19 protein-coding genes are annotated in these 21,253 nt (G+C 30.0%); 14 read left to right on the forward strand and 5 right to left on the reverse strand.

Annotated features, from left to right (window positions below; translation table 11 throughout):
* Positions 1–28 precede the first annotated feature (28 nt).
* Complete coding sequence (locus tag KQA_RS0213120; RefSeq protein ID WP_010181860.1) at positions 29–397, forward strand: hypothetical protein; 369 nt, start codon at positions 29–31, stop codon at positions 395–397.
* On the opposite strand, the gene KQA_RS0213125 is transcribed toward KQA_RS0213120, so the two are convergent.
* The gene (locus KQA_RS0213125) at positions 386–1,531 is read right to left on the reverse strand and encodes a cysteine desulfurase family protein (RefSeq protein ID WP_010181861.1); all 1,146 of its coding nucleotides are present in this window, start codon (positions 1,529–1,531) and stop codon (positions 386–388) included. The two genes, KQA_RS0213120 and KQA_RS0213125, sit on opposite strands and share 12 nt — an antisense overlap.
* A gap of 266 nt (positions 1,532–1,797) precedes the next feature.
* Between KQA_RS0213125 and KQA_RS0213130 the strand changes: the two genes are divergently transcribed.
* The 9 genes from KQA_RS0213130 (at position 1,798) to KQA_RS0213170 (ending at position 11,526) form a co-directional block, all read left to right on the forward strand.
* A complete protein-coding gene (locus KQA_RS0213130) occupies positions 1,798–2,649 on the forward strand; it encodes an OmpA/MotB family protein (RefSeq protein ID WP_010181863.1) in 852 nt (283 codons plus the stop codon).
* Between the two features lie 263 nt (positions 2,650–2,912).
* Positions 2,913–3,995, forward strand: a complete 1,083-nt coding sequence (gene gcvT / locus KQA_RS0213135) for a glycine cleavage system aminomethyltransferase GcvT (RefSeq protein ID WP_010181864.1) — start codon at positions 2,913–2,915, stop codon at positions 3,993–3,995.
* Between the two features lie 121 nt (positions 3,996–4,116).
* Complete coding sequence (locus KQA_RS0213140; protein ID WP_010181865.1) at positions 4,117–5,316, forward strand: alanine dehydrogenase; 1,200 nt, start codon at positions 4,117–4,119, stop codon at positions 5,314–5,316.
* Between the two features lie 10 nt (positions 5,317–5,326).
* The gene (locus tag KQA_RS0213145) at positions 5,327–5,716 is read left to right on the forward strand and encodes a hypothetical protein (RefSeq protein ID WP_010181866.1); all 390 of its coding nucleotides are present in this window, start codon (positions 5,327–5,329) and stop codon (positions 5,714–5,716) included.
* A gap of 23 nt (positions 5,717–5,739) precedes the next feature.
* On the forward strand, positions 5,740–6,813 hold the full coding sequence (gene aroB, locus KQA_RS0213150) for a 3-dehydroquinate synthase (protein ID WP_010181867.1): 1,074 nt from the start codon (positions 5,740–5,742) through the stop codon (positions 6,811–6,813).
* Positions 6,810–7,529: a hypothetical protein gene (locus tag KQA_RS0213155; protein WP_010181868.1), complete on the forward strand. Its 720-nt coding sequence runs from the start codon at positions 6,810–6,812 to the stop codon at positions 7,527–7,529. Before aroB ends, KQA_RS0213155 begins: the two co-directional genes overlap by 4 nt.
* Positions 7,516–8,532 (forward strand): glycoside hydrolase family 113, encoded by a 1,017-nt coding sequence (locus KQA_RS0213160; RefSeq protein WP_010181869.1) that lies wholly within the window; start codon positions 7,516–7,518, stop codon positions 8,530–8,532. Before KQA_RS0213155 ends, KQA_RS0213160 begins: the two co-directional genes overlap by 14 nt.
* Positions 8,533–9,240: 708 nt before the next feature.
* Positions 9,241–9,732, forward strand: a complete 492-nt coding sequence (locus KQA_RS0213165) for a hypothetical protein (protein WP_010181870.1) — start codon at positions 9,241–9,243, stop codon at positions 9,730–9,732.
* Between the two features lie 12 nt (positions 9,733–9,744).
* Positions 9,745–11,526 carry a tetratricopeptide repeat-containing sensor histidine kinase gene (locus KQA_RS0213170; protein WP_010181871.1) on the forward strand — a complete coding sequence of 594 codons (1,782 nt, stop codon included), beginning with the start codon at positions 9,745–9,747 and terminating at the stop codon, positions 11,524–11,526.
* Positions 11,527–11,716: 190 nt separating this feature from the next.
* Here KQA_RS0213170 and KQA_RS0213175 read toward each other — a convergent pair whose 3' ends face one another.
* Complete coding sequence (locus tag KQA_RS0213175) at positions 11,717–13,072, reverse strand: transposase (protein WP_010181872.1); 1,356 nt, start codon at positions 13,070–13,072, stop codon at positions 11,717–11,719.
* A 173-nt stretch (positions 13,073–13,245) separates the two neighbouring features.
* Positions 13,246–13,383, reverse strand: a complete 138-nt coding sequence (locus KQA_RS20335) for a hypothetical protein (RefSeq protein ID WP_157366701.1) — start codon at positions 13,381–13,383, stop codon at positions 13,246–13,248.
* Between the two features lie 317 nt (positions 13,384–13,700).
* Between KQA_RS20335 and KQA_RS0213185 the strand changes: the two genes are divergently transcribed.
* Genes KQA_RS0213185 through KQA_RS0213195 form a run of 3 tightly spaced genes read left to right on the forward strand, consistent with a single transcriptional unit; the run spans position 13,701 to position 17,134 of the window.
* The gene (locus KQA_RS0213185; RefSeq protein WP_010181873.1) at positions 13,701–14,051 is read left to right on the forward strand and encodes a cysteine peptidase family C39 domain-containing protein; all 351 of its coding nucleotides are present in this window, start codon (positions 13,701–13,703) and stop codon (positions 14,049–14,051) included.
* Positions 14,052–14,090: 39 nt separating this feature from the next.
* Complete coding sequence (locus KQA_RS0213190; protein WP_010181874.1) at positions 14,091–15,887, forward strand: peptidase domain-containing ABC transporter; 1,797 nt, start codon at positions 14,091–14,093, stop codon at positions 15,885–15,887.
* Between the two features lie 2 nt (positions 15,888–15,889).
* A complete protein-coding gene (locus KQA_RS0213195) occupies positions 15,890–17,134 on the forward strand; it encodes an HlyD family efflux transporter periplasmic adaptor subunit (RefSeq protein ID WP_010181875.1) in 1,245 nt (414 codons plus the stop codon).
* Between the two features lie 55 nt (positions 17,135–17,189).
* Here the strand turns inward: KQA_RS0213195 and KQA_RS0213200 are convergent, their stop codons facing one another.
* Positions 17,190–19,445 carry a DNA topoisomerase 3 gene (locus KQA_RS0213200; protein WP_010181876.1) on the reverse strand — a complete coding sequence of 752 codons (2,256 nt, stop codon included), beginning with the start codon at positions 19,443–19,445 and terminating at the stop codon, positions 17,190–17,192.
* A 298-nt stretch (positions 19,446–19,743) separates the two neighbouring features.
* Between KQA_RS0213200 and KQA_RS0213205 the strand changes: the two genes are divergently transcribed.
* Positions 19,744–20,514, forward strand: coding sequence for a LytR/AlgR family response regulator transcription factor (locus KQA_RS0213205; protein ID WP_010181877.1), 771 nt, complete (start codon positions 19,744–19,746; stop codon positions 20,512–20,514).
* A gap of 145 nt (positions 20,515–20,659) precedes the next feature.
* Here KQA_RS0213205 and KQA_RS0213210 read toward each other — a convergent pair whose 3' ends face one another.
* Complete coding sequence (locus KQA_RS0213210; protein ID WP_010181878.1) at positions 20,660–21,184, reverse strand: hypothetical protein; 525 nt, start codon at positions 21,182–21,184, stop codon at positions 20,660–20,662.
* Between the last annotated feature and the right edge of the window lie 69 nt (positions 21,185–21,253).

A 21,253-nucleotide genomic window follows, 5' to 3' on the forward strand; every position in this document is an offset into this window, starting at 1 on the left:
ATTTTTAAATGATCAAATAACGATAACTATGATTTTTAATATTGCATGTATTGCAAGTGGTATCTTACTTGCCATGGCTACTTTAGACAAATGGGATGGTGACAAAGATTACTTTAAAAAAGCAGGTAATTTTTTAATACCCTATAACACAGCTATTGGTGGTGTATTACTCGCCTTAGGAATAATTCATATTATACAACCTGGTTGTTTAATTTATGACATTATAGCCATAGCAGGTGGCTTACTTTTACTCATGGACATTGTGGGTAAAGCTCCTGCCATTGGTTCATTATTAGTTAAAGCTTCCAATGCACTACTTCCTTTTAAAGTCGCTATCGGTTTGACTTTATTGGTCATTGGTGTTACTAATTTACTCGGATTACACTTACTTTGTTAAAATAGTATCTAAAGCATCAACAAGTGTATCTATATCATTTGTTGATGTATATATTGAAAAAGAAAACCTTAATGAGGTTTGTGTTAACTGATCCTCTGATAAAATTTCTGCCAAAACGTGAGATGGTTTATTACTCCCACTTTGACAGGCGCTACCACGTGAACAACAAACACCTAGCATATCAAGTTTAAATAAGGTAGTTGATGCCTTTTCATGTGAAATAGGTAGACATACATTTAATAAATTATAATTCCTATATAATTTATCGGAATTAGCATTAAACCCAATCGCTTTAAATTTATTGTTGAGTTGAGCAATGGCATATTGTTTAATTTTCAAAATAGCCTTAGTTTCAATTTCCATATGAGTACAAGCTAACTCTAAGGCTACAGCCATACCTTCTATTTGATGTATAGACTCAGTCCCAGCACGTATTCCTCGCTCCTGCTCTCCACCATATTGCAAAGCTTTAATACCCGAGTTTTTTTGTATCACTGCAAAACCAATACCCTTAGGACCATAAAACTTATGTGCACTTGCTGTAGCAAAATTAATAGGAGTATTTAAAAAATCAATCTTATAATGTCCAATTGACTGTACCATATCGGTATGGAATAAAGCATTGTATTTTACACACAATTCTCCAACCACGTTTACATCTAATATACTACCAATTTCATTATTAATATGCATTAAGGAAACCAGTATTTTATCTTTACTGTTAGCTAAAATAGTCGTTAAACTATCAATATCAATATCACCTTCCGGAAGAAGTGAAACATAGGATACTTTTATTGGATATGCTATTTCCAAAGCTTTAACTGCTTTTAGAACAGCATGATGTTCAATTTTAGAAGTTATAATATGTGTTACTCCTAAATCGCGTACGGCACTGTTTATAATAAGATTATTAGCCTCTGTGCCTCCACTTGTAAAAATAATTTCCGAAGCATCTGCATGAACCAAACTAGCAATTTTTTTTCGGGCAGCTTCTAAGTTTGCTTTTGAAGTTCTTCCTATCCCATAAGTTGCTGAAGGATTCGCATAAATTTGCTGCATACTTGTATACATCCTATCTATAACTTCGGGACGCATTGGTGTGGTCGCTGCATTGTCTAAATATACTGTTTTCATATAACAAAGCTACTCTAAATTGATAGTTCTCAACAAAACTTTTTCACACTTTTCGTACTAAAAATCCACATAATAGAATAATTGATCTTACAATATTTCGATGAAATTCATCTCTCGCTGTTCTCTAATTTCAACAAAGCGTTGAATTCAAAGAGATACAGCTTACTTTAATGTAAGAAAAGTAATACAAAATAATTATAAAAACATAGCAATAACAATGTATCATTGTGTGTTTTACAAAAAGAAATAACACAAACATAATTTAAATGAAAAATCAAATCTTATTAGGTCTATTAATAGTTGTGGGCGCAAGTTCATGTGTTTCGAAAAAGAAATTCGTAGCTATGGAGGAAAACTATTTAAGAACTCAAAACAGCTTAACTAAGACCACTTTTGAAAAAGAGCAACTTGAGAGCAAGTTTGCACAGATAGAAGCTAAAGTTAGCGCATATAATGATAAAATTGCTTCATTAACTGATGCTAATACTACTTTAAGCAATGAAAACGCTAACAAATTAAGTATTCTTCCTGCAGGAGATATGGTTGTGTCTAAAGCTGACATATCTAACATGAACAATACACTAGCTAAAATGGATCCTAGTGAAGTAGCTGAGGCTAAAACTTTAAAAGATTCAATGAGCTTAGCTGTGAGTCATAACTTATCTAATTCTGTTGAAGGTTTAGATACAAATGATGATGTAGATATTAAAGTTGATGAAACTGTAGTAATGATTACTGTTTCTGACAAGCTTTTATTTAACTCTGGTAGCTTTAGAGTAAATAGTAAAGCTTATCCTTTATTGGAAAAATTGGCTAATGTAATTAAATCTGAGCCAAGTATGGATGTAATGATTGAAGGTCATACTGATTCAAGAACTATTAGAACAGATGTTTTAGAAGACAATTGGGATTTAAGTGTGAAGCGTGCTACTTCTATTATTCGTTTGTTACAAAACAAATATGATGTTGCTCCAGAACAATTAATTGCATCTGGTCGTAGTAGCTACATGCCATTAACCGATAATACCACTAAGGAAAATAGAGCAAAAAACAGAAGAACAAGAATTGTGATATTACCTAACTTAGGTAAATTCTTTTCTATGATGGCGTCAAATTAGTCATCCATTAATTTAATTGTTATTAAAAGCCCGCTTAGCGGGCTTTTTTATTTCCAAATAACAGCAGAAATAAATTAAATTTGTTTTACCATAATTTGGCCTTATTACGTTTAACCCAAATTATGTATTAGAAAAATCTATATCATCTGTAACCTACTACAAATACCAATATAAACTGTATTTTATATATCACAGGCCAATACCGAAGTTTCAATACATAATTCAGGTTTGAATAAGAGTTTAAAACAGATTTAATCTATACTATGAAAAACACGCAACTTACTCAAAAACACATTTCACTTGGTGCCAAAATGGTTCCATTTGCTGGCTACAATATGCCTGTTTCCTATAAAGGTGTTAATCATGAACATCAAGTTGTTCGTGAACATGTAGGTGTATTTGACGTTTCTCATATGGGAGAGTTCTTAGTTTCGGGACCTAAAGCACTAACTTTACTTCAAAAAATTACTAGTAACAATGTTGAAAAACTTACCATAGGGCAAGCTCAATATAGCTGTATGCCTAATGATTCGGGAGGGATCATTGATGACTTATTAGTATATCGAATTAAAGAAAACACCTATTTATTAGTGGTAAATGCTGCTAATATTGAAAAGGATTTCAATTGGATTAGTAAGCATAATACCGAAAATGCTGATTTACGAAATATTTCTGAAGGTTATTCTTTACTTGCAATACAAGGGCCTAAAGCAATTCAAGCCATGCAAGCCTTAACTAAAATTGATTTATCCGCTATAAAATATTATCATTTTGAAGTAGGCGATTTTGCAGGCATTGATCACGTAATTATTTCTGCAACAGGATATACCGGTAGTGGTGGTTTTGAAATTTATTGTAAAAATAATGAGGTGGAACAAATCTGGGAGGCTATTTTTAAAGCAGGAGCTAATTTCAATATAGAACCTGTAGGTTTAGCTGCACGTGACACCTTAAGGCTCGAAATGGGCTACTGTCTTTACGGAAATGACATTAATGATGAAACTTCACCTATTGAAGCTGGTCTTAGCTGGATTACAAAATTTGAGAAAAGCTTTATAAATGACACCTATTTAAAACAACAAAAACAACATGGCGCTTCAAAAAAATTAATCGGCTTTAAACTCACAGATCGTGGTATTCCTAGACAAGGTTATGATATTCTTAATGCTACTGGTGAAATTATAGGCAAAGTAACTTCGGGAACCATGTCTCCTAGCTTAGAAAAAGCTATAGGAATGGGGTATGTTTCCACAGAATTTTCTAAAATAAATACTGAAATTTTTATACAAATCCGAAAAAAACGTATTCCTGCAAAGGTGGTTAAAATGCCTTTTTATACTAATTAATTTAACTCATCAATTCTAAAAACTAGTATACAAAGTCAAAAACTTTCTTTAATTATTTGATGCACTTTTAATTGTATAAATAATAGTTGTATTTTTAAACATAGTAAAACTCAAAAATTGCATGGAATCTTCAATTACCCCTTTTTCTAGTCATGAACTTATTCCACAAGAAGAAAAATTAGAAATTGAAAATCGCAAAGGTGATTTATTTATTGGAATACCAAAAGAAAGTCAGGTTTTAGAAAACCGAGTTTGCCTTACTCCAGATGCTGTAAATGCATTAGTATCCAATGGCCATAAAATTTTAATGGAAGCGGGAGCTGGGAAACAAGCAAGTTTTGAAGATAAAGAATACAGCGAAGCTGGTGCCATTATAACACAGGATACGGCAAAAGTTTTTAGCTGCCCTATTATTTTAAAGGTAGAACCACCATCATTAAAAGAGCTTAAATTAATTAAACCTCAAGCAGTTTTATTTTCTGCTTTACAACTAAAAACATTAGACCGGGAATATTTTCAAACCATTGAAAAAAAGAAAATCACGGCCTTAGCTTTTGAATTTATTAAAGATGACGATGGTTCTTATCCTGCTATCCGCTCATTGAGCGAAATTGCTGGTACAGCTTCTATATTAATTGCCTCTGAAATTATGAGTAATGTAAATGATGGAAGTGGTTTAATGATGGGAAATATCACAGGTGTCCCTCCTATTGAAGTGGTGATTCTTGGTGCCGGAACTGTGGGTGAGTTTGCTGCTCGTGCTGCATTTGGTTTAGGAGCCAATATCAAAGTATTTGATAGTTCTATAAATAAATTACGATCTATCCAAAACAATATTGGAAGACCTATTCACACTTCTACCATACAACACAAGCACCTTTTAAAAGCATTAAAACGTTGTGATGTAGTCATTGGAGCTGTCCGAGGCAAGGATAGATCTCCTATTATTGTTTCTGAGCAAATGACATGTCATATGAAAAAAGGAGCCGTTGTTATTGATGTCAGTATTGATATGGGAGGCTGTTTTGAAACTTCAGAAATTACTTCGCACGAAAAACCCACATATACACGTAATGGAGTCATTCATTATTGTGTTCCTAATATTCCTTCGCGATACGCAAAAACATCTTCTGTTTCCATAAGTAATATTTTTAGCCCATATTTGCTGAATATTGGAGAAGTTGGGGGATTAGAACACGCCATTCGTAATGATAAAGGTCTTAAAAATGGCATTTATTCATACCATGGAGTACTCACCAACAAAGCGGTAGCAGAGTGGTTTGACCTAAGTTACCGCGATATTAATTTATTGGTTTTTTAGATAAATATTTATGACATTCGGACAACGTTTAGGCTATTTTAGTGGTGGTTTAGTAATTGGTATCTTTTTTTTATTTTTTTTTTTAGCAGGAAAAAAAACATCTTGTGATTATAGCCCAACCGCTCGTGTTTTAAAAAATATTCGCATTAAGGAACGCCTTTATACCACCGAAAGCTTACTGCAATTACAAAAAGCTCAACTTGATACTGCTGTAATTTCTACAATTCTTAATTCGGGTAGCGTCGATTTTTCAAAAAGCAACACCAAACTCGATTCATGCAATATATACAGTGTTCATGGGATTGTAAAAAATAAATCCGTGGAACTTACTGTTCAAAATTGTAAAAAACAAGCTAAAATTACACAAATCAACACCACAGAATTACCTAATTCTAATTAAATTTACCCCTTTAAACTAGTACTATGCAAGCCATAAAATCAAAAGATTCCATTGTTTATTTTAATACCGAAGCTTACAAGCAGTTAAATGACTATTTAGCTAAATCAAATCATAGTAGTGTATTTGTTTTAGTGGATAGTAATACTCATGAAAATTGTTTATCCAAATTAATGGGTAATTTGGAAGTTGAAATTCCCATGGAAATTATTGAAATTGAAGCGGGTGAAATTAACAAAAACATTGAAACATGTAGTGGTGTTTGGAATGTACTTTCGGAACTTGGTGCCGATCGAAAAAGTTTGCTAATTAACCTTGGAGGAGGTGTAGTTACCGATCTTGGTGGATTTGTTGCCTGTACTTTTAAAAGAGGCATTTCATATATAAACATCCCCACTACCCTATTGGCTATGGTTGATGCCTCAGTCGGAGGTAAAACCGGAGTAGATTTAGGTAATTTAAAAAATATGGTAGGTGTTATAAGTGAATCTGAAATGGTTTTGGTAGATACCTCATACCTTGAAACTTTACCCGGAACTGAATTAAGAAGTGGTTTTGCTGAAATGCTTAAACATGGATTAATTAAAGACGCTAATTATTGGGAACGTCTTTCAAAAATTACAGAACTTACTACAAATGATTTAGATACATTAATCCATGAATCTGTGGTGATTAAAAATGATATCGTTTTGGTTGATCCTACCGAACAAAATATTCGAAAATACCTCAACTTTGGACACACCTTAGGTCATGCTATAGAATCTTACTTTTTAACACACCCTAGCAAAACAACTCTTTTGCATGGTGAGGCTATTGCTATTGGTATGATTACAGAAGCTTTTTTAGCAAAAGAATTATTAGGCTTTACAGAAACAGCACTTACCGAAATTGGTAATGTATTTTTAAGTATTTACCCTAAAACAGTTATTGATAAGTCCGATTACCAAGCAATTATTGACCTATTAATATTTGATAAAAAAAATGTAGGCGGAAAAGTTTTATTTGTACTTTTAAATAAAATAGGTGACGCTAAATTTAATTGCGAAGTATCCGAAGAATTATTAACCGCTTCACTAGATTATTACAATCAATTAAAATGAAAAGAATTTTAAACCTTATATTAATTACAGCTGCTACAATTTTTATAATTATAGTAGCTGTTTTTTTTAGTGCATATATTAAATACAATACTCCTATACCTAAAAGCTCTAAAGGAATAAAAGCTGAAAATTTAGCTCAAAAAATAGCGAGTGCCTTAAACTATGAAGCCTATAAAAAAACCAATTTTATTAGTTGGAAGGCTAAAGGAACTAAATACGTATGGGATAAACAACACCGAAGCGTTGATATCAGTTGGAAAAACAATCGATTGGTTTTTAATCAAGATTCTCCTAATAAAAGTATTATAAAAAGCCCTACAAATCTATCAAGTAAAGAAAAAAGAACGCTAATTGATAAAGCCGAAAAATTATTTAATAATGATTCTTTTTGGTTGGTGGCTCCTTTTAAATTATTTGATAAAAATGTTGAACGCATGTATGTCCCTCCCACCTCAACTGAAAATGCATCCTTAATCATTACCTACAAAAGTGGAGGTTCTACTCCTGGAGATACTTACCAATGGTTTGTTAATGATGATTTTATTCCAACAAAATATAAAATGTGGGTTTCCATTATCCCCATTAAAGGCTTGCCTGCCACTTGGGAAAATTGGAAAACATCAACTACAGGCATAAAATTAGCACATACTAAAAAAATCATAGATATGATTCCCTTTCCTATGACCGAAATCAAGACTTGGAATGTTTCTGAATAATCTCAAATTCACAGCGCTATTTTACTTTCTAATACTATTTGGTATTACAAACTACTCTTATGCGCAAGCATTATTCAAAAAAAACAATAATATTAACGGAGCAAATTTAGTTTCTCCTCCATCATTTGTTTCTCAAAAAACTGTAGCTAGCGTTAAACAAATTAATGCCAATTGGGTTTCAATAATTCCTTATGCTTTTACTAATGGACACCAACCCGAAGTATATTTTAATACTAATTTTCAATGGTGGGGTGAAAAATTTGAAGGTACGCAACAATTAATTAAATACGCCAAAAATGAAAATTTAAAAGTTATGCTTAAGCCTCACATTTGGGTAAAAGGTGATGGCTGGGCTGGTGATTATAATTTAAAATCAACTGCTGAATGGCTTATTTTTGAAGAACAATACACAAACTATGCTTTGGCTTATGCTAAAATTGCGCAACAACACCATGTGGAATTATTTTGCATTGCCACCGAATTTAGACAAGTAATTAAAGAGCGCCCTCAATTTTGGTGTACTTTAATCCAAAAAATAAAAGAAATTTATAAGGGTAAACTCACTTATGCAGCCAATTGGGATAACTATCAAAATGTTAGTTTTTGGAATGAATTAGATTATATTGGAATTGATATTTATTTTCCTCTTTCCAAAGAGAAAACACCAACAGTTGATGAACTCAATAAATCATGGATTCCTATACGTAATGAATTAAAAGCACTTACTAACATCTATAAAAAACCTATTTTATTTACCGAATATGGATATAAGAGCGCTGATTACTCAACAGCAGGGCATTGGAAAACTGATGGTTCTGAAGTTTATAATGCCATAGCTCAAAAAAACGCTTATCAATCTTTGTACTATAACTTTTGGAATAAAAAATGGATTGCTGGTGGTTTTTTATGGAAATGGCATTTAACCCCTACTCAGCACAAAAACACTCAATTTACACCTCAATTAAAACCTGTAAGTAGTGTTATAAAAAAATATTATAAGTAACATTAATGCCATAAAAATATCAATTCCGAATATGAAATACATATATAAAATAATTCTATTAACTTATCCCCCAAATAAATAATAGCTGTAAAGCACTTTTAGTATTTCTTCTAAATCCCTTCTAAAAATTACTCAAATTATTTTATTCCATCTCATATCGGAACTGACATTTGACTCATAAACAATTACATATTAAATATTCTTCATCATAATATTGTAATCATTTTTAATACACAAAATCAAGATTTGTTTTTATAGTTGGTTAATTTTATTACTTCAAATATCTAATATCTTTTGAGTAAAACTGCACTCAAATGAGTGAATGCAACTTTTTTTTTAGTGAATAAATCAAATAAATACATAAAATATTTCAAACAATGAACCATTATGGACTGAAAGCACCATAGTTTTGGTTATCACTGAAAGTCACCATCTTTTTAAACATCCATTTTTGCTCTTAGCAATTAGCAATAGAAATTTGATAAATATATAAAAAGCCAAGAGCCAAAAACTAACTGCCAAGAGCTCTTTGTCCTATTTTTAGAAGCTAAAAGCACTAAAGTGCATAGTTTTTACTATTCCTGAGACCAATTTAATTATCTCTTTAAAATAGATTTAAAATAAAAAGCAATCAATCATTTTTCATTAACTTTATAAACTAAAAAGTAACTAACACAATCTTTACACTAACCAAAAACAATAATCATCATGATTAACATTCAAATTGATACCAATAACCTAATAGCCGTTATGCAAAACTGTAATTTAGGCTGTGGTTCATTCGACAAACCAATTAAAGCTGATAGCTTTGCATCAACACCTTGTATCACAAAAATTCCAGAAAATGAAAAAACGATAAAATTTTCTGTTAGCAATAATGGTTCTGGACCAACACCAAAATTGGCTTGTATCCTTTTAGATAATGTAGGTAAAAATGATGTCACATTACCAGATACGGCATTTAACAAAATTTACGACGAAGTTTTTAACTGTTCGGCTTCCAACATTGAAGTAAGCAATAGGCAATTATGTATTACGGCTATTAATGATACAAATTGCGCTATTCATATCAACACAGAAACACAAGGAGAATTAGTAAATTCCTTTTTTTCCTTTACCGTTATTTTTAACTTAGCCATAAATGGAATAACTTACTGTTTTAGTGTTGATCCCTACTTTAATCTAAAATCCAAAAGATAATATTGATAATCTTTGAAAAAAAATAGTACATACACCTTTTTATTACTATTCAGCTTTTTTCTTTTGTCTGCGCAACAGAAAAAAGCTGATAGTTTACTAACTATTTTAAAATCAAACAACTTATCCAAACAAGAACGAGCTTCAATTTTATTAGATATTGTTACATATCATCCTAATATTCAAATTGCGCTTAACTCAGCAAAAAAGTCATTGAAACTAGCTGAAGAAATAAAATCCCCTAATTTACAAGCTAGATCATTAATAGAAATTAGTATACTTCAAAGACAATTAGGCTTTAATAATTTATCTATTAGTGCCTCTTTAAAAGCTTTAAAAATATTCAAAAAACTAAAAATAAGAGATGAGCAAGCTACATGTTATAGTCATATAGCTACAAGTTATGCGTATGATAAAGATTATTTGGCAGCTATAGCCTATTTTAAAAAAGCTATAAAATACACTAATATTAAAAACGAAATTAGTAACGTCGTTTTAACGCTCAATTTAGGAGAGGCCTACAGAGAACTTGGCCAATTAGATAGCGCCAAAATTTATATAGAAAAAAGCCTATTAAAAAACTCAACTGTTAATGTCCCCGATGGTTTTCAGGGTTATATATTAGGAAACTTAGGAATGGTTTATATCGCCGAAAACAAAATTATTGATGCTAAAAAAAACTTAAATGAAGCTATTGCTATTTTATCAAAATTAAACGATCCCTATTCCACATCGACTTACATTGCTGCTTTAGGTCAAGCATACCTAAAAGAAAACAAAAAAGATATAGCCGAAAAAAAGTTAATCGAAGCTTATCAAATGGCTAAAAAGAATAGTTTAAAAGATGAAATTAGAAATTTTAGCAAAATGCTGGCTGAACTTTATGAAGAAACTGAACAATTCCCTAAAGCCTTAAAATATCAAAAACTATTTCAAATTTATCAAGACAGTTTAGTAAATAAGGACAATATTAAAAAATTAGAACAACTTAAAGCGAGTTATGAAATTGATAAACGCGAAACAGAAATTAGTTTATTAAATACCATTAATAAAAGTCAGAAAAAATGGATGCTTTCTTTAATTTTTGGACTTTCTTTACTCATCCTACTCTCCTATTTACTCTACAGAGGGAATCTAAAAGCAAAACGATCTAACAAATTACTAGCTCAACAAAAAGAAGTAATTAGCAAAAGAGAACAAGAAAAAGCATTATTACTCCGAGAGCTTAATCATCGGGTAAAAAACAATTTACAAATGATATCGAGCTTACTAAATTTACAAAGCAACAAATTATCGGGTCACCCTGCACAAGAAGCTATTATTACTGGTAGGCAACGTGTTGAGGCCTTATCATTGGTGCACCGAAAATTATATCAAGAAGGTGTGGATACACGTATTCATGTAAAAGAATATATTTCGGAATTAATTTTAGGTCTTTTTCATGGGTTTGATGCTAATTTTGAACCCGAATTTGACATTGCTGATGTAAATGTCAATATTGATGCTGCTATTCCCTTAGCGCTTATTGTAAATGAAATTGTTATTAATGCTTTAAAATATGCATACGCAGAAATTACAGCCCCCGCATTAAAAGTGCACATTCAGCCAGCTGGAGAAAAACGTCTTTCTATTCAAATTAGCGATAACGGCATTGGTTTTAAAGACAGTGATGCTTCCAAAAAAACAAACTCTTTAGGATTAAAAATTATTAATTCACTAATACACCAATTGGATGGTAGTATTCAAAAAACCATTGACAATGGCACGCATTGGAAAATGGACGTTAAGGTAGGTTAACTACCACCCCTTCCTTCTTTTTTGGCGCATTCAGAGAATAGCCTGATTCTCAAAAATTATACATAAAAAATCCAAAATTTGATAAATTCAAGTTTTGGATTTTTGTTTTTTAGGTCATTTTAGTCTAAAAATATTGATTTCAATACCGACAGGGCGTAGTTATCCCAAGAGCTCTTATTTTTTTCTAAATTTAGGCAGCCAGATTAACTTGACTATTCTGGATTCTTCTACCTATTTCTAAAGCATTTGCTGTGTGTATTCCAAAAAATATCCAGAGTTTTTCTGTAGCTTTTGTTTTTGCCTTTATTTTTTTGAGATGGTAATATTCTTTTTCTTTTCCAAAGCTCCCTTCTAATCGAGTGGCTCTTTCTTTTGTTATTAAAGCTTTTAACTTCTTTTCGTCTTTGTGGTTTTTAGGAAGCTTGCCTTTTCGTTTAAAGTCTGTTTTGATATCATGTTTTGTAACAAAATTTCGGTTTTTATTTGTTGCATATATTGCATCTGCTCCTAATACTTTAAGTTTTGTTTTTGTGAGTGACTGTGCTTTATATACGGTGCTTTGTAAGCGCGTACCTTCATTAAAAGCATTAAAACTTAAATGCTCTATAAAATTGATACCATCAATTTGAAGTTTATTGACCTTAGCACCAAATTCAACGGGTTTTACTTCTTTTCCTCTTACAATTGGTCTGAGGTAATCTTTGGCAATACTAACAATTCTATTTTTAGGAGATATGCCTGTTTTAAAGTAAGCTTGTTGTTGCTCAAGTACTTTTTTGATCGTAGCTACTCTTCGATAATAAGCAACACTATAGGTTAGCTCATAATTTTTACGAAGTAGATTTTCAAAATCCAAAAGCTTATTTAGTAAATGTAATAAGCCCCTTGTTAGTGGTTGACGCTTCTTTTTGGTTTTACGGCGCATTTTACTAAATCCAATATAGCGCTTTTTCCATTTGATATATTTGGAACGTATCATTTTTACTCCTATAGCTTTGCAGTTTTCTTTGAGCTGGGTATACAACCAATCCACTGCTTCCCAGAGTAATTTTTGAGGGCTTGGGTAACGAACTTCACTCTCATAACAAGTCGCGTCTACTGTAACTTGATCTTTGTTATTTATATAGGGTTTCCAGTGAGCAAACAACTCTTTTTCTATCGAATCTATATCTAGTTTTCTTGCCAGTTCACAACGAATCTGACTTACTATTTTAAAATTAGTCAACCGATTAAAACCTAAATGAATATCACAGAAAAATTGATAATCAATATTGCCATTGAGTTGTTCTATTAGTTTTTGATCTGAACAACAAGCATAATGCTTTAGAAGCATTAAAGCTATTCTTCCCCTTGGACTAAATAACATTTTTGAACCTGAAGGTTTTTCTTTTATTTGTAAACTTTCTACAAGAGAATCCCAAGGAATAGATACATAGATTTTTCCCAAATCACTTTCTAAAAAGCGGGTATAAAAGGAAGATAAATTTTCTTGTGCAGATAAAAACGAAAATTCGTGCTGAAAGTCACTAATTCTTTGTATTTTCATAATTAACGATAAGTAAAACCCCGTTTTTAGCTCATTATAGCTGTTTTCGGGGTTTTTATTTACATTAATTTACGACAAAACCCTCGTATTTACAAGGGTTTTGAGTATTCTGAATGCGCCTCAAACAATTTAAAAAATATCAAACTATCTAAGGTGTATAAATCACACAGTGATTATTTTGGATGGATATCTAAATAAGGACCTCCTAGTATTGTTTTTAATTGATTTTGTGATAACTTTTCCGCTGTTTTAAATTGATTATTTTGTGATAATTTTTCCGTTGTTTCTAATTGATTTTGTGATAACTTCATCTTTATATAATTTTTATTAATTTGACATTTGTGAATCTATTAATAATTTTCAGAAATACAAAATATTTAAAAACGTAATATCATATTCATTTAAATAAAATGGATATACTACTTTTATAAAATTGTTAGTATTTAAGTGTTAAATGATTTAATAAGTTTATAATTTTAAATACCAAAACTCTCAAAAAATTAAAAAAGTTAACATATGAAAATTTTATGGTTAATAAACCACCACATAAAGATAAAAATATCCTTTCCATTTTGTAAATGACGAGTCAAAAGCCTTAGCAATTGATTGAAACAAAAAAATTATTTTATTGAAAAAGAAACCATTATTATTTCCATTTATCAAACAAGCAGGTATGATGGAGTGCGGAACAACATGTCTCGCAATGATTTTTAAGTATTATGGATATACAAATATTAGAAATTTTTTAAGTGAAAAAGCTGAAGTAAACTTAGCAGGAACTGATTTATATACAATTAGTCAGTTAGCTGAAAGTTTTGGTTTTGAATCAGACGGATACAAAATAAAATATGATTTTTTTAAAGACGTAATTCTACCATGTATTGCTCATTACGACGGTAATCATTTTGTAGTTATCTATAAAATAAAAAATAATATAGTTTGGATAGCAGATCCTGCTGTAGGGAAATATAAACTTTAAAAAGAAGAATTTGAAAATAAATGGAATGGTATTATTTTAATGCTAAAACCAACAAAAAATTTATTTAAAAAAAATAAATTTTCTGAAGAAATTAGAATATTAAAAAAGAATGAAAAAAAAATTATAAGAAAATTTTATGGAAATCTTTTTTTCAACTCAAAAAAAATAATTGTAAGTGTATTTTTTACTTCAATTATATTACAACTATTAGGATTAGCTTTACCTTTTTTTACTCAAGGCATTATTGACCAAGTATTAGTAAACGAAAACTTCAAATTATTGTATGCTATTCTGGTAGGTATGCTTTTAGTTTTTATAACTCAAATCGTTTTATCATATCATAGAAATATACTTTTAGTTAAATTCAAAGTAATTTTTGAAAGGTCATTTTTCAATGCGCTTTTTTATCACTTTATTAAATTAAAACAATCTTATTTTGATAGACACAAACGAGAGGATTTCATAAATCGTTTCCAGGAAAATATGAAAATACGGAATATATTAAATCCAAATATTCTTGAATCTTTAATAGATGTTTCTTTTTCAATTATTTATTTATCTATTTTATTTTCTTATAATATTTATTTAGGTTTCATAACTTTTATTTATGTAATATTTTATACCATTATAACTGTTAGTTTTTTCCCTAAACTTAAAAATCTTGAAGATCAAATTTTTAGTGAAAATGTTAAAACTATGGGAGAATTTTTAGACACTCTATTAGGTATAGAATCTGTACGTTTACTAGGAATTGAACATATTAAATATAGAAGTTGGAAAAATCAATACACAAAAAACCTTAATAAAGTATTAGAAACTGAAAATAAGCACATAAAATTATCGACTATTATAAGTGGATTCTTTTTTATCAGTCAAGCATCTATATATTGGTTAGGTGCATATTATACTTTTGACGACAAACTATCTTTAGGTCAATATATAGCTTTTGTAACTATTTTCACAATACTTATTAATAGTTTAAAAAATGCATCTAGCCTAAGCTTTCTTTTTACTGAATTATCTGTCTCTTTTCAAAAAATAAATGATATTTTACTTCAAGAGATAGAAGATTTAACTGATGCTATAAAGCCAATGCCTGCAGAACCATCTATTTTTATTAATGATATGTTTTTTAGATACAAATCTAATGAAGAACAATTTATTTTAGAAAATATAAATTTAGAAATACCATATGGGTATCACGTAGGAATCATCGGAAGAAACGGTTCTGGAAAATCAACACTTATCAAAATTTTAACAAGATTATACAATAATTACTCTGGTGAAATTAAGATTAATAATATTTCTATAAAAAATATATCTATGTCAGATTATAGAAAAAAAGTTGCTGTTATACCTCAGGACATTTTTCTTTTTGATGGAACTATTAGAGAAAATATTCTTTATGGAAATCCTAGTGCAACAACAGAAGAAATCGTTGAAGCTGCTAAATTAGCTGAAATACATGATTTTATTAAAAACCAATATCTAGGCTATAATATTAAAATTGGTCAAAATGGAATAAAATTATCTGGTGGGCAACAACTAAAAATTGCATTTGCTAGGTTATTTATTTCAAATCCAGAAATTATCATTTTAGACGAAGCTAGTAGTGCTTTAGATATTTCAACAGAAAAAATAATTTTAAAAAACATTAAAGATAAATTTAAAGGTAAGACTATAATATCAATAGCTCATAGAATTCATACATTAAAATCTTCTGATATGATTGTAATAATGGATCAAAAAACTATTGTTGAAAAAGGCAAGCATAATCAATTAATGGAAAATGAAGGAATCTATAAAGAATTTATAGAGACTTACTTAAATTTTTAGATATGACTAATGAAAATGAATTAGAACCACATCAGTATCAAGATATTTACTTTGAATATGATGAACCTTTTTTAGCCAATAACAATAATAAAAACAAAAAACTTTTTTATTATGGTTTATTTATGTTCATATTGATTATCATCCTTGGTTTTACAATCAATATCCCTAAAGAAGTAAATTTACTATTTAATTTAAAAGGAGGCATAAAGGAGTCAATAGGTCAATATCCAGACAAAGTATTTATTCTTGAAAGACATGTAGAGATTGGAAAAAATATAGAAGCAGGTACGCCGATTGTTACTATAACATCTGAAAAAATCATAAATTTTATAGAAAAACTAGCTGTAATTGAATCTGATGAAATAAAATTTAATGAATCGGAATTAGAACTTTACAAGAAAACCTCGAGCTACTTAAAATTAAAAATGAAAAATGCCCATACAGAAAAAAAAAAGTTACAAATTCATAAAAATAATATAGAACTAAGATTTAAAACAGAAAAAAGTATTCTAGAAGATCAACTTGAAATTGTAAAAAAAGATTTTAAAAGAAATCAAATTTTATTTAAAAAAGATGTAATAGCTGAAAGAGACCTAGATGTAAAAACAAACAATTTAAAAAAAGTTCAATATGAACAACTTAATTCTGAACAACGTTACCAAACTGAAATGGCTCTAATTAATGAGCAAATTGCTAATCAAAAGAACTTAATAACAGAATTAGAAGGGAAAATTAATTTAGATTCTTTAACTAGAGTTGATAAACATTTTTTATTGAAAAAAAGAAAAACTGATATAATTAAACAATTAAAGTTTAATTATGGAAGTAATATTGTTTCCAATAAAGGATTAATAATAAGTAGCTCTAATAATGGAATCATTAGTTATATAAACACTAATGAAACTCAAATATCGTCAGGTGAATTTGTATGGAAACTTATAACTAATGAACAACAATATCACATAGTATGTGAAGCTAATTCTTTTCAAATAGGAGAATTAAAAAAAGGTTTACCTGTCATATTAAAATACGATAGTTTTCCTTTTTTATATTATGGTACTATGAAAGGAATAATTAACAATATAAGTCTAAGTTCAAAAGAGACTGGTAATTATCTAGTAAATATTAAAATCAAAGATCAAAAAAAACTTCATAACAAGGTCAAAAAAGGAATGAGAGGAAAAGCTACTATAATAGTTGAAGAATTACCCGTTTTTTATTATTTATTAAAGAATTTTTTAGGGTAAACACTAACCCCACTAAAGTATATCCCTTAATCTGTAAATTTCATTATAATCAACCTTAAAAACTACGTCTAAAATCGCAACCTGATTTATAATTACTACACCCATAAGCCGTACGCCCTTTTATAATGGTACCTTGCTTACATTTTGGACATGTGGCCTCATTGATTTTAGTTGCTCCTATTTTTTTTTCTTCTAAAACCAAATTAAAATCTGTATCAAATCGGAGTAAACCCTCTACTTTATTTTCTAAAACTTTAAACCCCTGTAAATTTACTGTAGATCCTTTTTTAAGTAAACGTATGTATTGTTTTTCCGAAATTTTTTTATCATTAAAAACAAAAGGCAATACAAAACGACAACCCGATTTATAATTACCACATCCATAACCTGTTTTTCCTTTCAGTAATTTGCCCTGTTTACATTTAGGACAGTCTTCAATAGTAATACCATCATTTTTTTTAGGTACTTTTTTTACCTTTGTAGGAGTGGCTGTAGCATAAGAAATATTAGCTTTTAGCTTTTCACTTCGTACCTCATACACCAAATGATCCACCATCTGTTTCATATTTTTTATAAAACTCCCTGCACTATAATTCCCTTTCTCGATTTCCTTTAACTGCTTTTCCCATGAACCTGTAAGCGCTGCAGACTTTAATAATTTATTTTGAATGATATCAATCAATTGTATCCCTATGGTGGTCGGTAACACTTGTTTTTTACGGCGTTCTATGTATTTACGTCTAAATAAAGTTTCAATAATATTTGCTCGAGTCGAAGGTCTTCCAATACCATTTTCCTTCATCAACTCTCGCATTTCATCATCATTCACTTGCTTTCCTGCTGTTTCCATGGCTCTTAATAAGGAAGCCTCTGTGTATTGATTAGGAGGTTTCGTTTCCTTTTCCAAAAAAGAAGGCTCGTGAGGGCCTTTTTCACCTTTGACAAAAGTAGGAAGCAATTTTACCTCTTTGGTTTTCTTTTTAGAAGACTCTTTATCTTCAACTGTATTAACTTGGTTATTACTCTTTGGAGCTTCAAAAACAACCCGCCAACCTTTTTCTAAAATTTCTTTGCCCGAAGTTTTAAAATTAACATCTAACACTTTTCCAACAACATTGGTATTTGCTACTTTACAATCCTCATAAAACACAGCAATAAAACGCTTAACAATAATATCATATACTTGTTGCTGATTGTACTGTAAATTCATTTGAATTCCAGTTGGAATAATTGCATGGTGATCTGTTACTTTTTTATCATTAAAAACACGCGCTGATTTTTTTATCTTTTTTCCTAAAAGTGGTTGGATGAACTCACTATAATTCGTCAGTTTTTCTAAAATCCCGGGCACCTTTGGGTATATATCATTAGGTAAAAATGTAGTATCTACTCTTGGGTAAGTGACTACTTTTTGTTCGTATAATTTTTGAACAATTTTTAAAGTCTCATCGGCAGAAAAACCAAACTTTGTATTGCAATATACTTGTAATCCTGTCAAATCAAATAGCTTTGGAGCATATTCGTTCCCTTTCTTTTTGGTAATAGAGACTATTTCAAAATCATGTGCCTGTACCTTATCTGCTAAAATTTGACCTTCTTCCTTTTTAAAAAAACGTCCTTCTTCATAACTAAAAAGCGTATCTCTGTACTTGGTCTGTAATTCCCAATAAGGTGTGGGTTTAAAATTTTCTATTTCTTTATAACGCTGCACAAGCATAGCCAAAGTCGGAGTTTGTACACGTCCAACAGATAACACTTGTTTATATCCCCCATGTTTTAGCGTATACAAACGTGTAGCATTCATTCCCAAAAGCCAATCCCCTATGGCTCTTGAAAAACCAGCATAATACAAATTATCATAATCGGCTGCCGATTTTAAATTTTGAAAACCTTCTTTAATTGCTTCGGTTGTTAAGGATGATATCCATAATCGTTGTACTTCACCTTTATATTCAGCTTGATTGATTACCCAGCGTTGTATCAATTCTCCTTCTTGTCCTGCATCCCCACAATTTATAATAACATCAGCCTTATCAAATAATTTCTTTACAATAGTAAATTGTTTTTTAATTCCATCATTATCAACCACCTTTGTCATAAACTTTTCAGGTAACATCGGTAAATTATTCAAATCCCAACTTTTCCAGTAAGGCTTATAATCATTAGGTTCAAATAAGGTACATAAATGTCCAAAAGTGTAAGTAACAGCATAGCCATTACCTTCATAATAACCATCATTTTTAATATTTGCTCCTAAAACAGCAGCAATTTCTCTGGCAACACTAGGCTTTTCGGCAATACAAACTTTCACTATTCTTCAATTATTGACACCTTTTTTTATTTACCAAATAAATTACTAGTCAATTCTATATTTTTTTGGCTAATCAACTAGTAAAAACGAATTCAAATTAGTTTATTCGTAAATAAAAACTATGGTATAATTCCAGCATGGCAAAATAAGAATTTTTAACGGATTACATGCCCTTCTTTTTTATTACTAAGAATTTTCAAGTACCTTGTGTAAGAAATTTCTATAGTACTTTTAAAGTAACAAAGTTTTTTAAATACTACTTTTACAACAACACAGATCAATAAACTCTCCCCCAACTATGAATAACAATACATCCAAAATTAAAATTTTAGTCGTCGAAGATGAAGTATTATTAGCCCATGATATTATCCAAAGGCTCACTGATATGGACTACGAAGTTGTGGGCTTTGCCATGACAGCAAACAGTGCTTTAGAGTTAATTGATGAAAACCCTGATATTGATATCTTACTCATGGATATTATGATCAAAGGAAATAAAGATGGTATTGAATTAGCAGAAATTGTTAAAGAAAAATATAATATTCCATTTATCTTTTTATCATCAAACGCAGATAAAGGTGTAGTAGAAAGGGCCAAAAAAGTCCAACCACATGCCTATATGTTAAAGCCTTTTAATGACAGGCAAGTTCAAATAGCTATTGAGTTAGCCCTAATGAATTTTTCAAAAAAATCTCCACAAAAAGAACTATTAAAAGAACAAAAATTTGAAGTCTCTGAAAACCAAGTATTGCAAATAAAAGACTGCTTATTTTTAAAGAAAAACCATCAATTTAAACGTGTTTGGCTAGATGATATTTTATACATTCAAGCTGACAATAATTACTCCACACTGTTCACTAGTAATGAAAAATTTATCTATTCTATAGTAATGAAAAAAATTGAAGAGCAGCTCCCAAAAGAATTATTTTTACGCACCCACAGGAGTTATATTGTAAATATAAACTGTATTGATGGCTATGAAGGAAATACTCTATTTGTAAAAAACACCAAGATCCCTATCAGCAAATCGTATAAAGAAAATGTATTTAAATTATTCCCAACTATTTAACCAAAATTATACTTTAAAAATCTATTCCTTATTAAAAAGCTCAACACTCATAATGAAGTTCTAATCCATAATGGTAGTTTTATTTCTTCAAGATAACCTTCCTTGTTGGTAGCCATATCTTGAAGAAATATGTGGTGTTTTCTTTTTATTTCCCTCCAGTACCTTTAAAATTCTGGTCATTATTTTTAAACAATACATTAAAAGTGGTTAAACTTCCGTAAATGCGACTTATGTATTGCTGTAAGTCAATTTTATCTTGTTCTTCCAACACTTTTGAGCTATTTATTTTTTGCTCCATTACTCTAATACGATCACGCACCATTACTATTTTATGGAAAAAAGTATCAATTGGAATCTCTTTTGAAGTCAAACTACTGTCTTTCGGTTGTAATTCAATAGTACCTCCCTTCCATTTATCTGCAATGGGAACAATTTCTGAGATATCACTATATTTATGTAATAACTTCTTAAAAATATCTTCAATTTCATAAAAACTAACCGTATCCACTTCTCCTTCTACAGCTTCAATAACCTCAAAATCATCATCCACTTCAATAGTTTCCAACCCATTATCAATAAAAGTTACCCAGTAATATTTTGCAGAAACATTAGTAACTACTCCAACTCCGTATTTTTCATGTTTTATACGCGAACCTATTCCTAAAATCATATGTATTATTTCTATTAAAATTCTAACTATAAGTTTACTACAATTTTATAATGCATACAATTATTTTTT

It is taken from the genome of Aquimarina agarilytica ZC1 (assembly GCF_000255455.1).
Taxonomy (GTDB): domain Bacteria; phylum Bacteroidota; class Bacteroidia; order Flavobacteriales; family Flavobacteriaceae; genus Aquimarina; species Aquimarina agarilytica.

Coding starts and splice junctions, on each gene's coding strand:
- KQA_RS0213120 (WP_010181860.1), top strand. CDS start 29: ATGATTTTTAATATTGCATGTATTGCAAGTGGTATCTTACTTGCCATG.
- KQA_RS0213125 (WP_010181861.1), bottom strand. CDS start 1,531: ATGAAAACAGTATATTTAGACAATGCAGCGACCACACCAATGCGTCCC.
- KQA_RS0213130 (WP_010181863.1), top strand. CDS start 1,798: ATGAAAAATCAAATCTTATTAGGTCTATTAATAGTTGTGGGCGCAAGT.
- gcvT (WP_010181864.1), top strand. CDS start 2,913: ATGAAAAACACGCAACTTACTCAAAAACACATTTCACTTGGTGCCAAA.
- KQA_RS0213140 (WP_010181865.1), top strand. CDS start 4,117: ATGGAATCTTCAATTACCCCTTTTTCTAGTCATGAACTTATTCCACAA.
- KQA_RS0213145 (WP_010181866.1), top strand. CDS start 5,327: ATGACATTCGGACAACGTTTAGGCTATTTTAGTGGTGGTTTAGTAATT.
- aroB (WP_010181867.1), top strand. CDS start 5,740: ATGCAAGCCATAAAATCAAAAGATTCCATTGTTTATTTTAATACCGAA.
- KQA_RS0213155 (WP_010181868.1), top strand. CDS start 6,810: ATGAAAAGAATTTTAAACCTTATATTAATTACAGCTGCTACAATTTTT.
- KQA_RS0213160 (WP_010181869.1), top strand. CDS start 7,516: ATGTTTCTGAATAATCTCAAATTCACAGCGCTATTTTACTTTCTAATA.
- KQA_RS0213165 (WP_010181870.1), top strand. CDS start 9,241: ATGATTAACATTCAAATTGATACCAATAACCTAATAGCCGTTATGCAA.
- KQA_RS0213175 (WP_010181872.1), bottom strand. CDS start 13,072: ATGAAAATACAAAGAATTAGTGACTTTCAGCACGAATTTTCGTTTTTA.
- KQA_RS20335 (WP_157366701.1), bottom strand. CDS start 13,383: ATGAAGTTATCACAAAATCAATTAGAAACAACGGAAAAATTATCACAA.
- KQA_RS0213190 (WP_010181874.1), top strand. CDS start 14,091: ATGCTAAAACCAACAAAAAATTTATTTAAAAAAAATAAATTTTCTGAA.
- KQA_RS0213195 (WP_010181875.1), top strand. CDS start 15,890: ATGACTAATGAAAATGAATTAGAACCACATCAGTATCAAGATATTTAC.
- KQA_RS0213205 (WP_010181877.1), top strand. CDS start 19,744: ATGAATAACAATACATCCAAAATTAAAATTTTAGTCGTCGAAGATGAA.
- KQA_RS0213210 (WP_010181878.1), bottom strand. CDS start 21,184: ATGATTTTAGGAATAGGTTCGCGTATAAAACATGAAAAATACGGAGTT.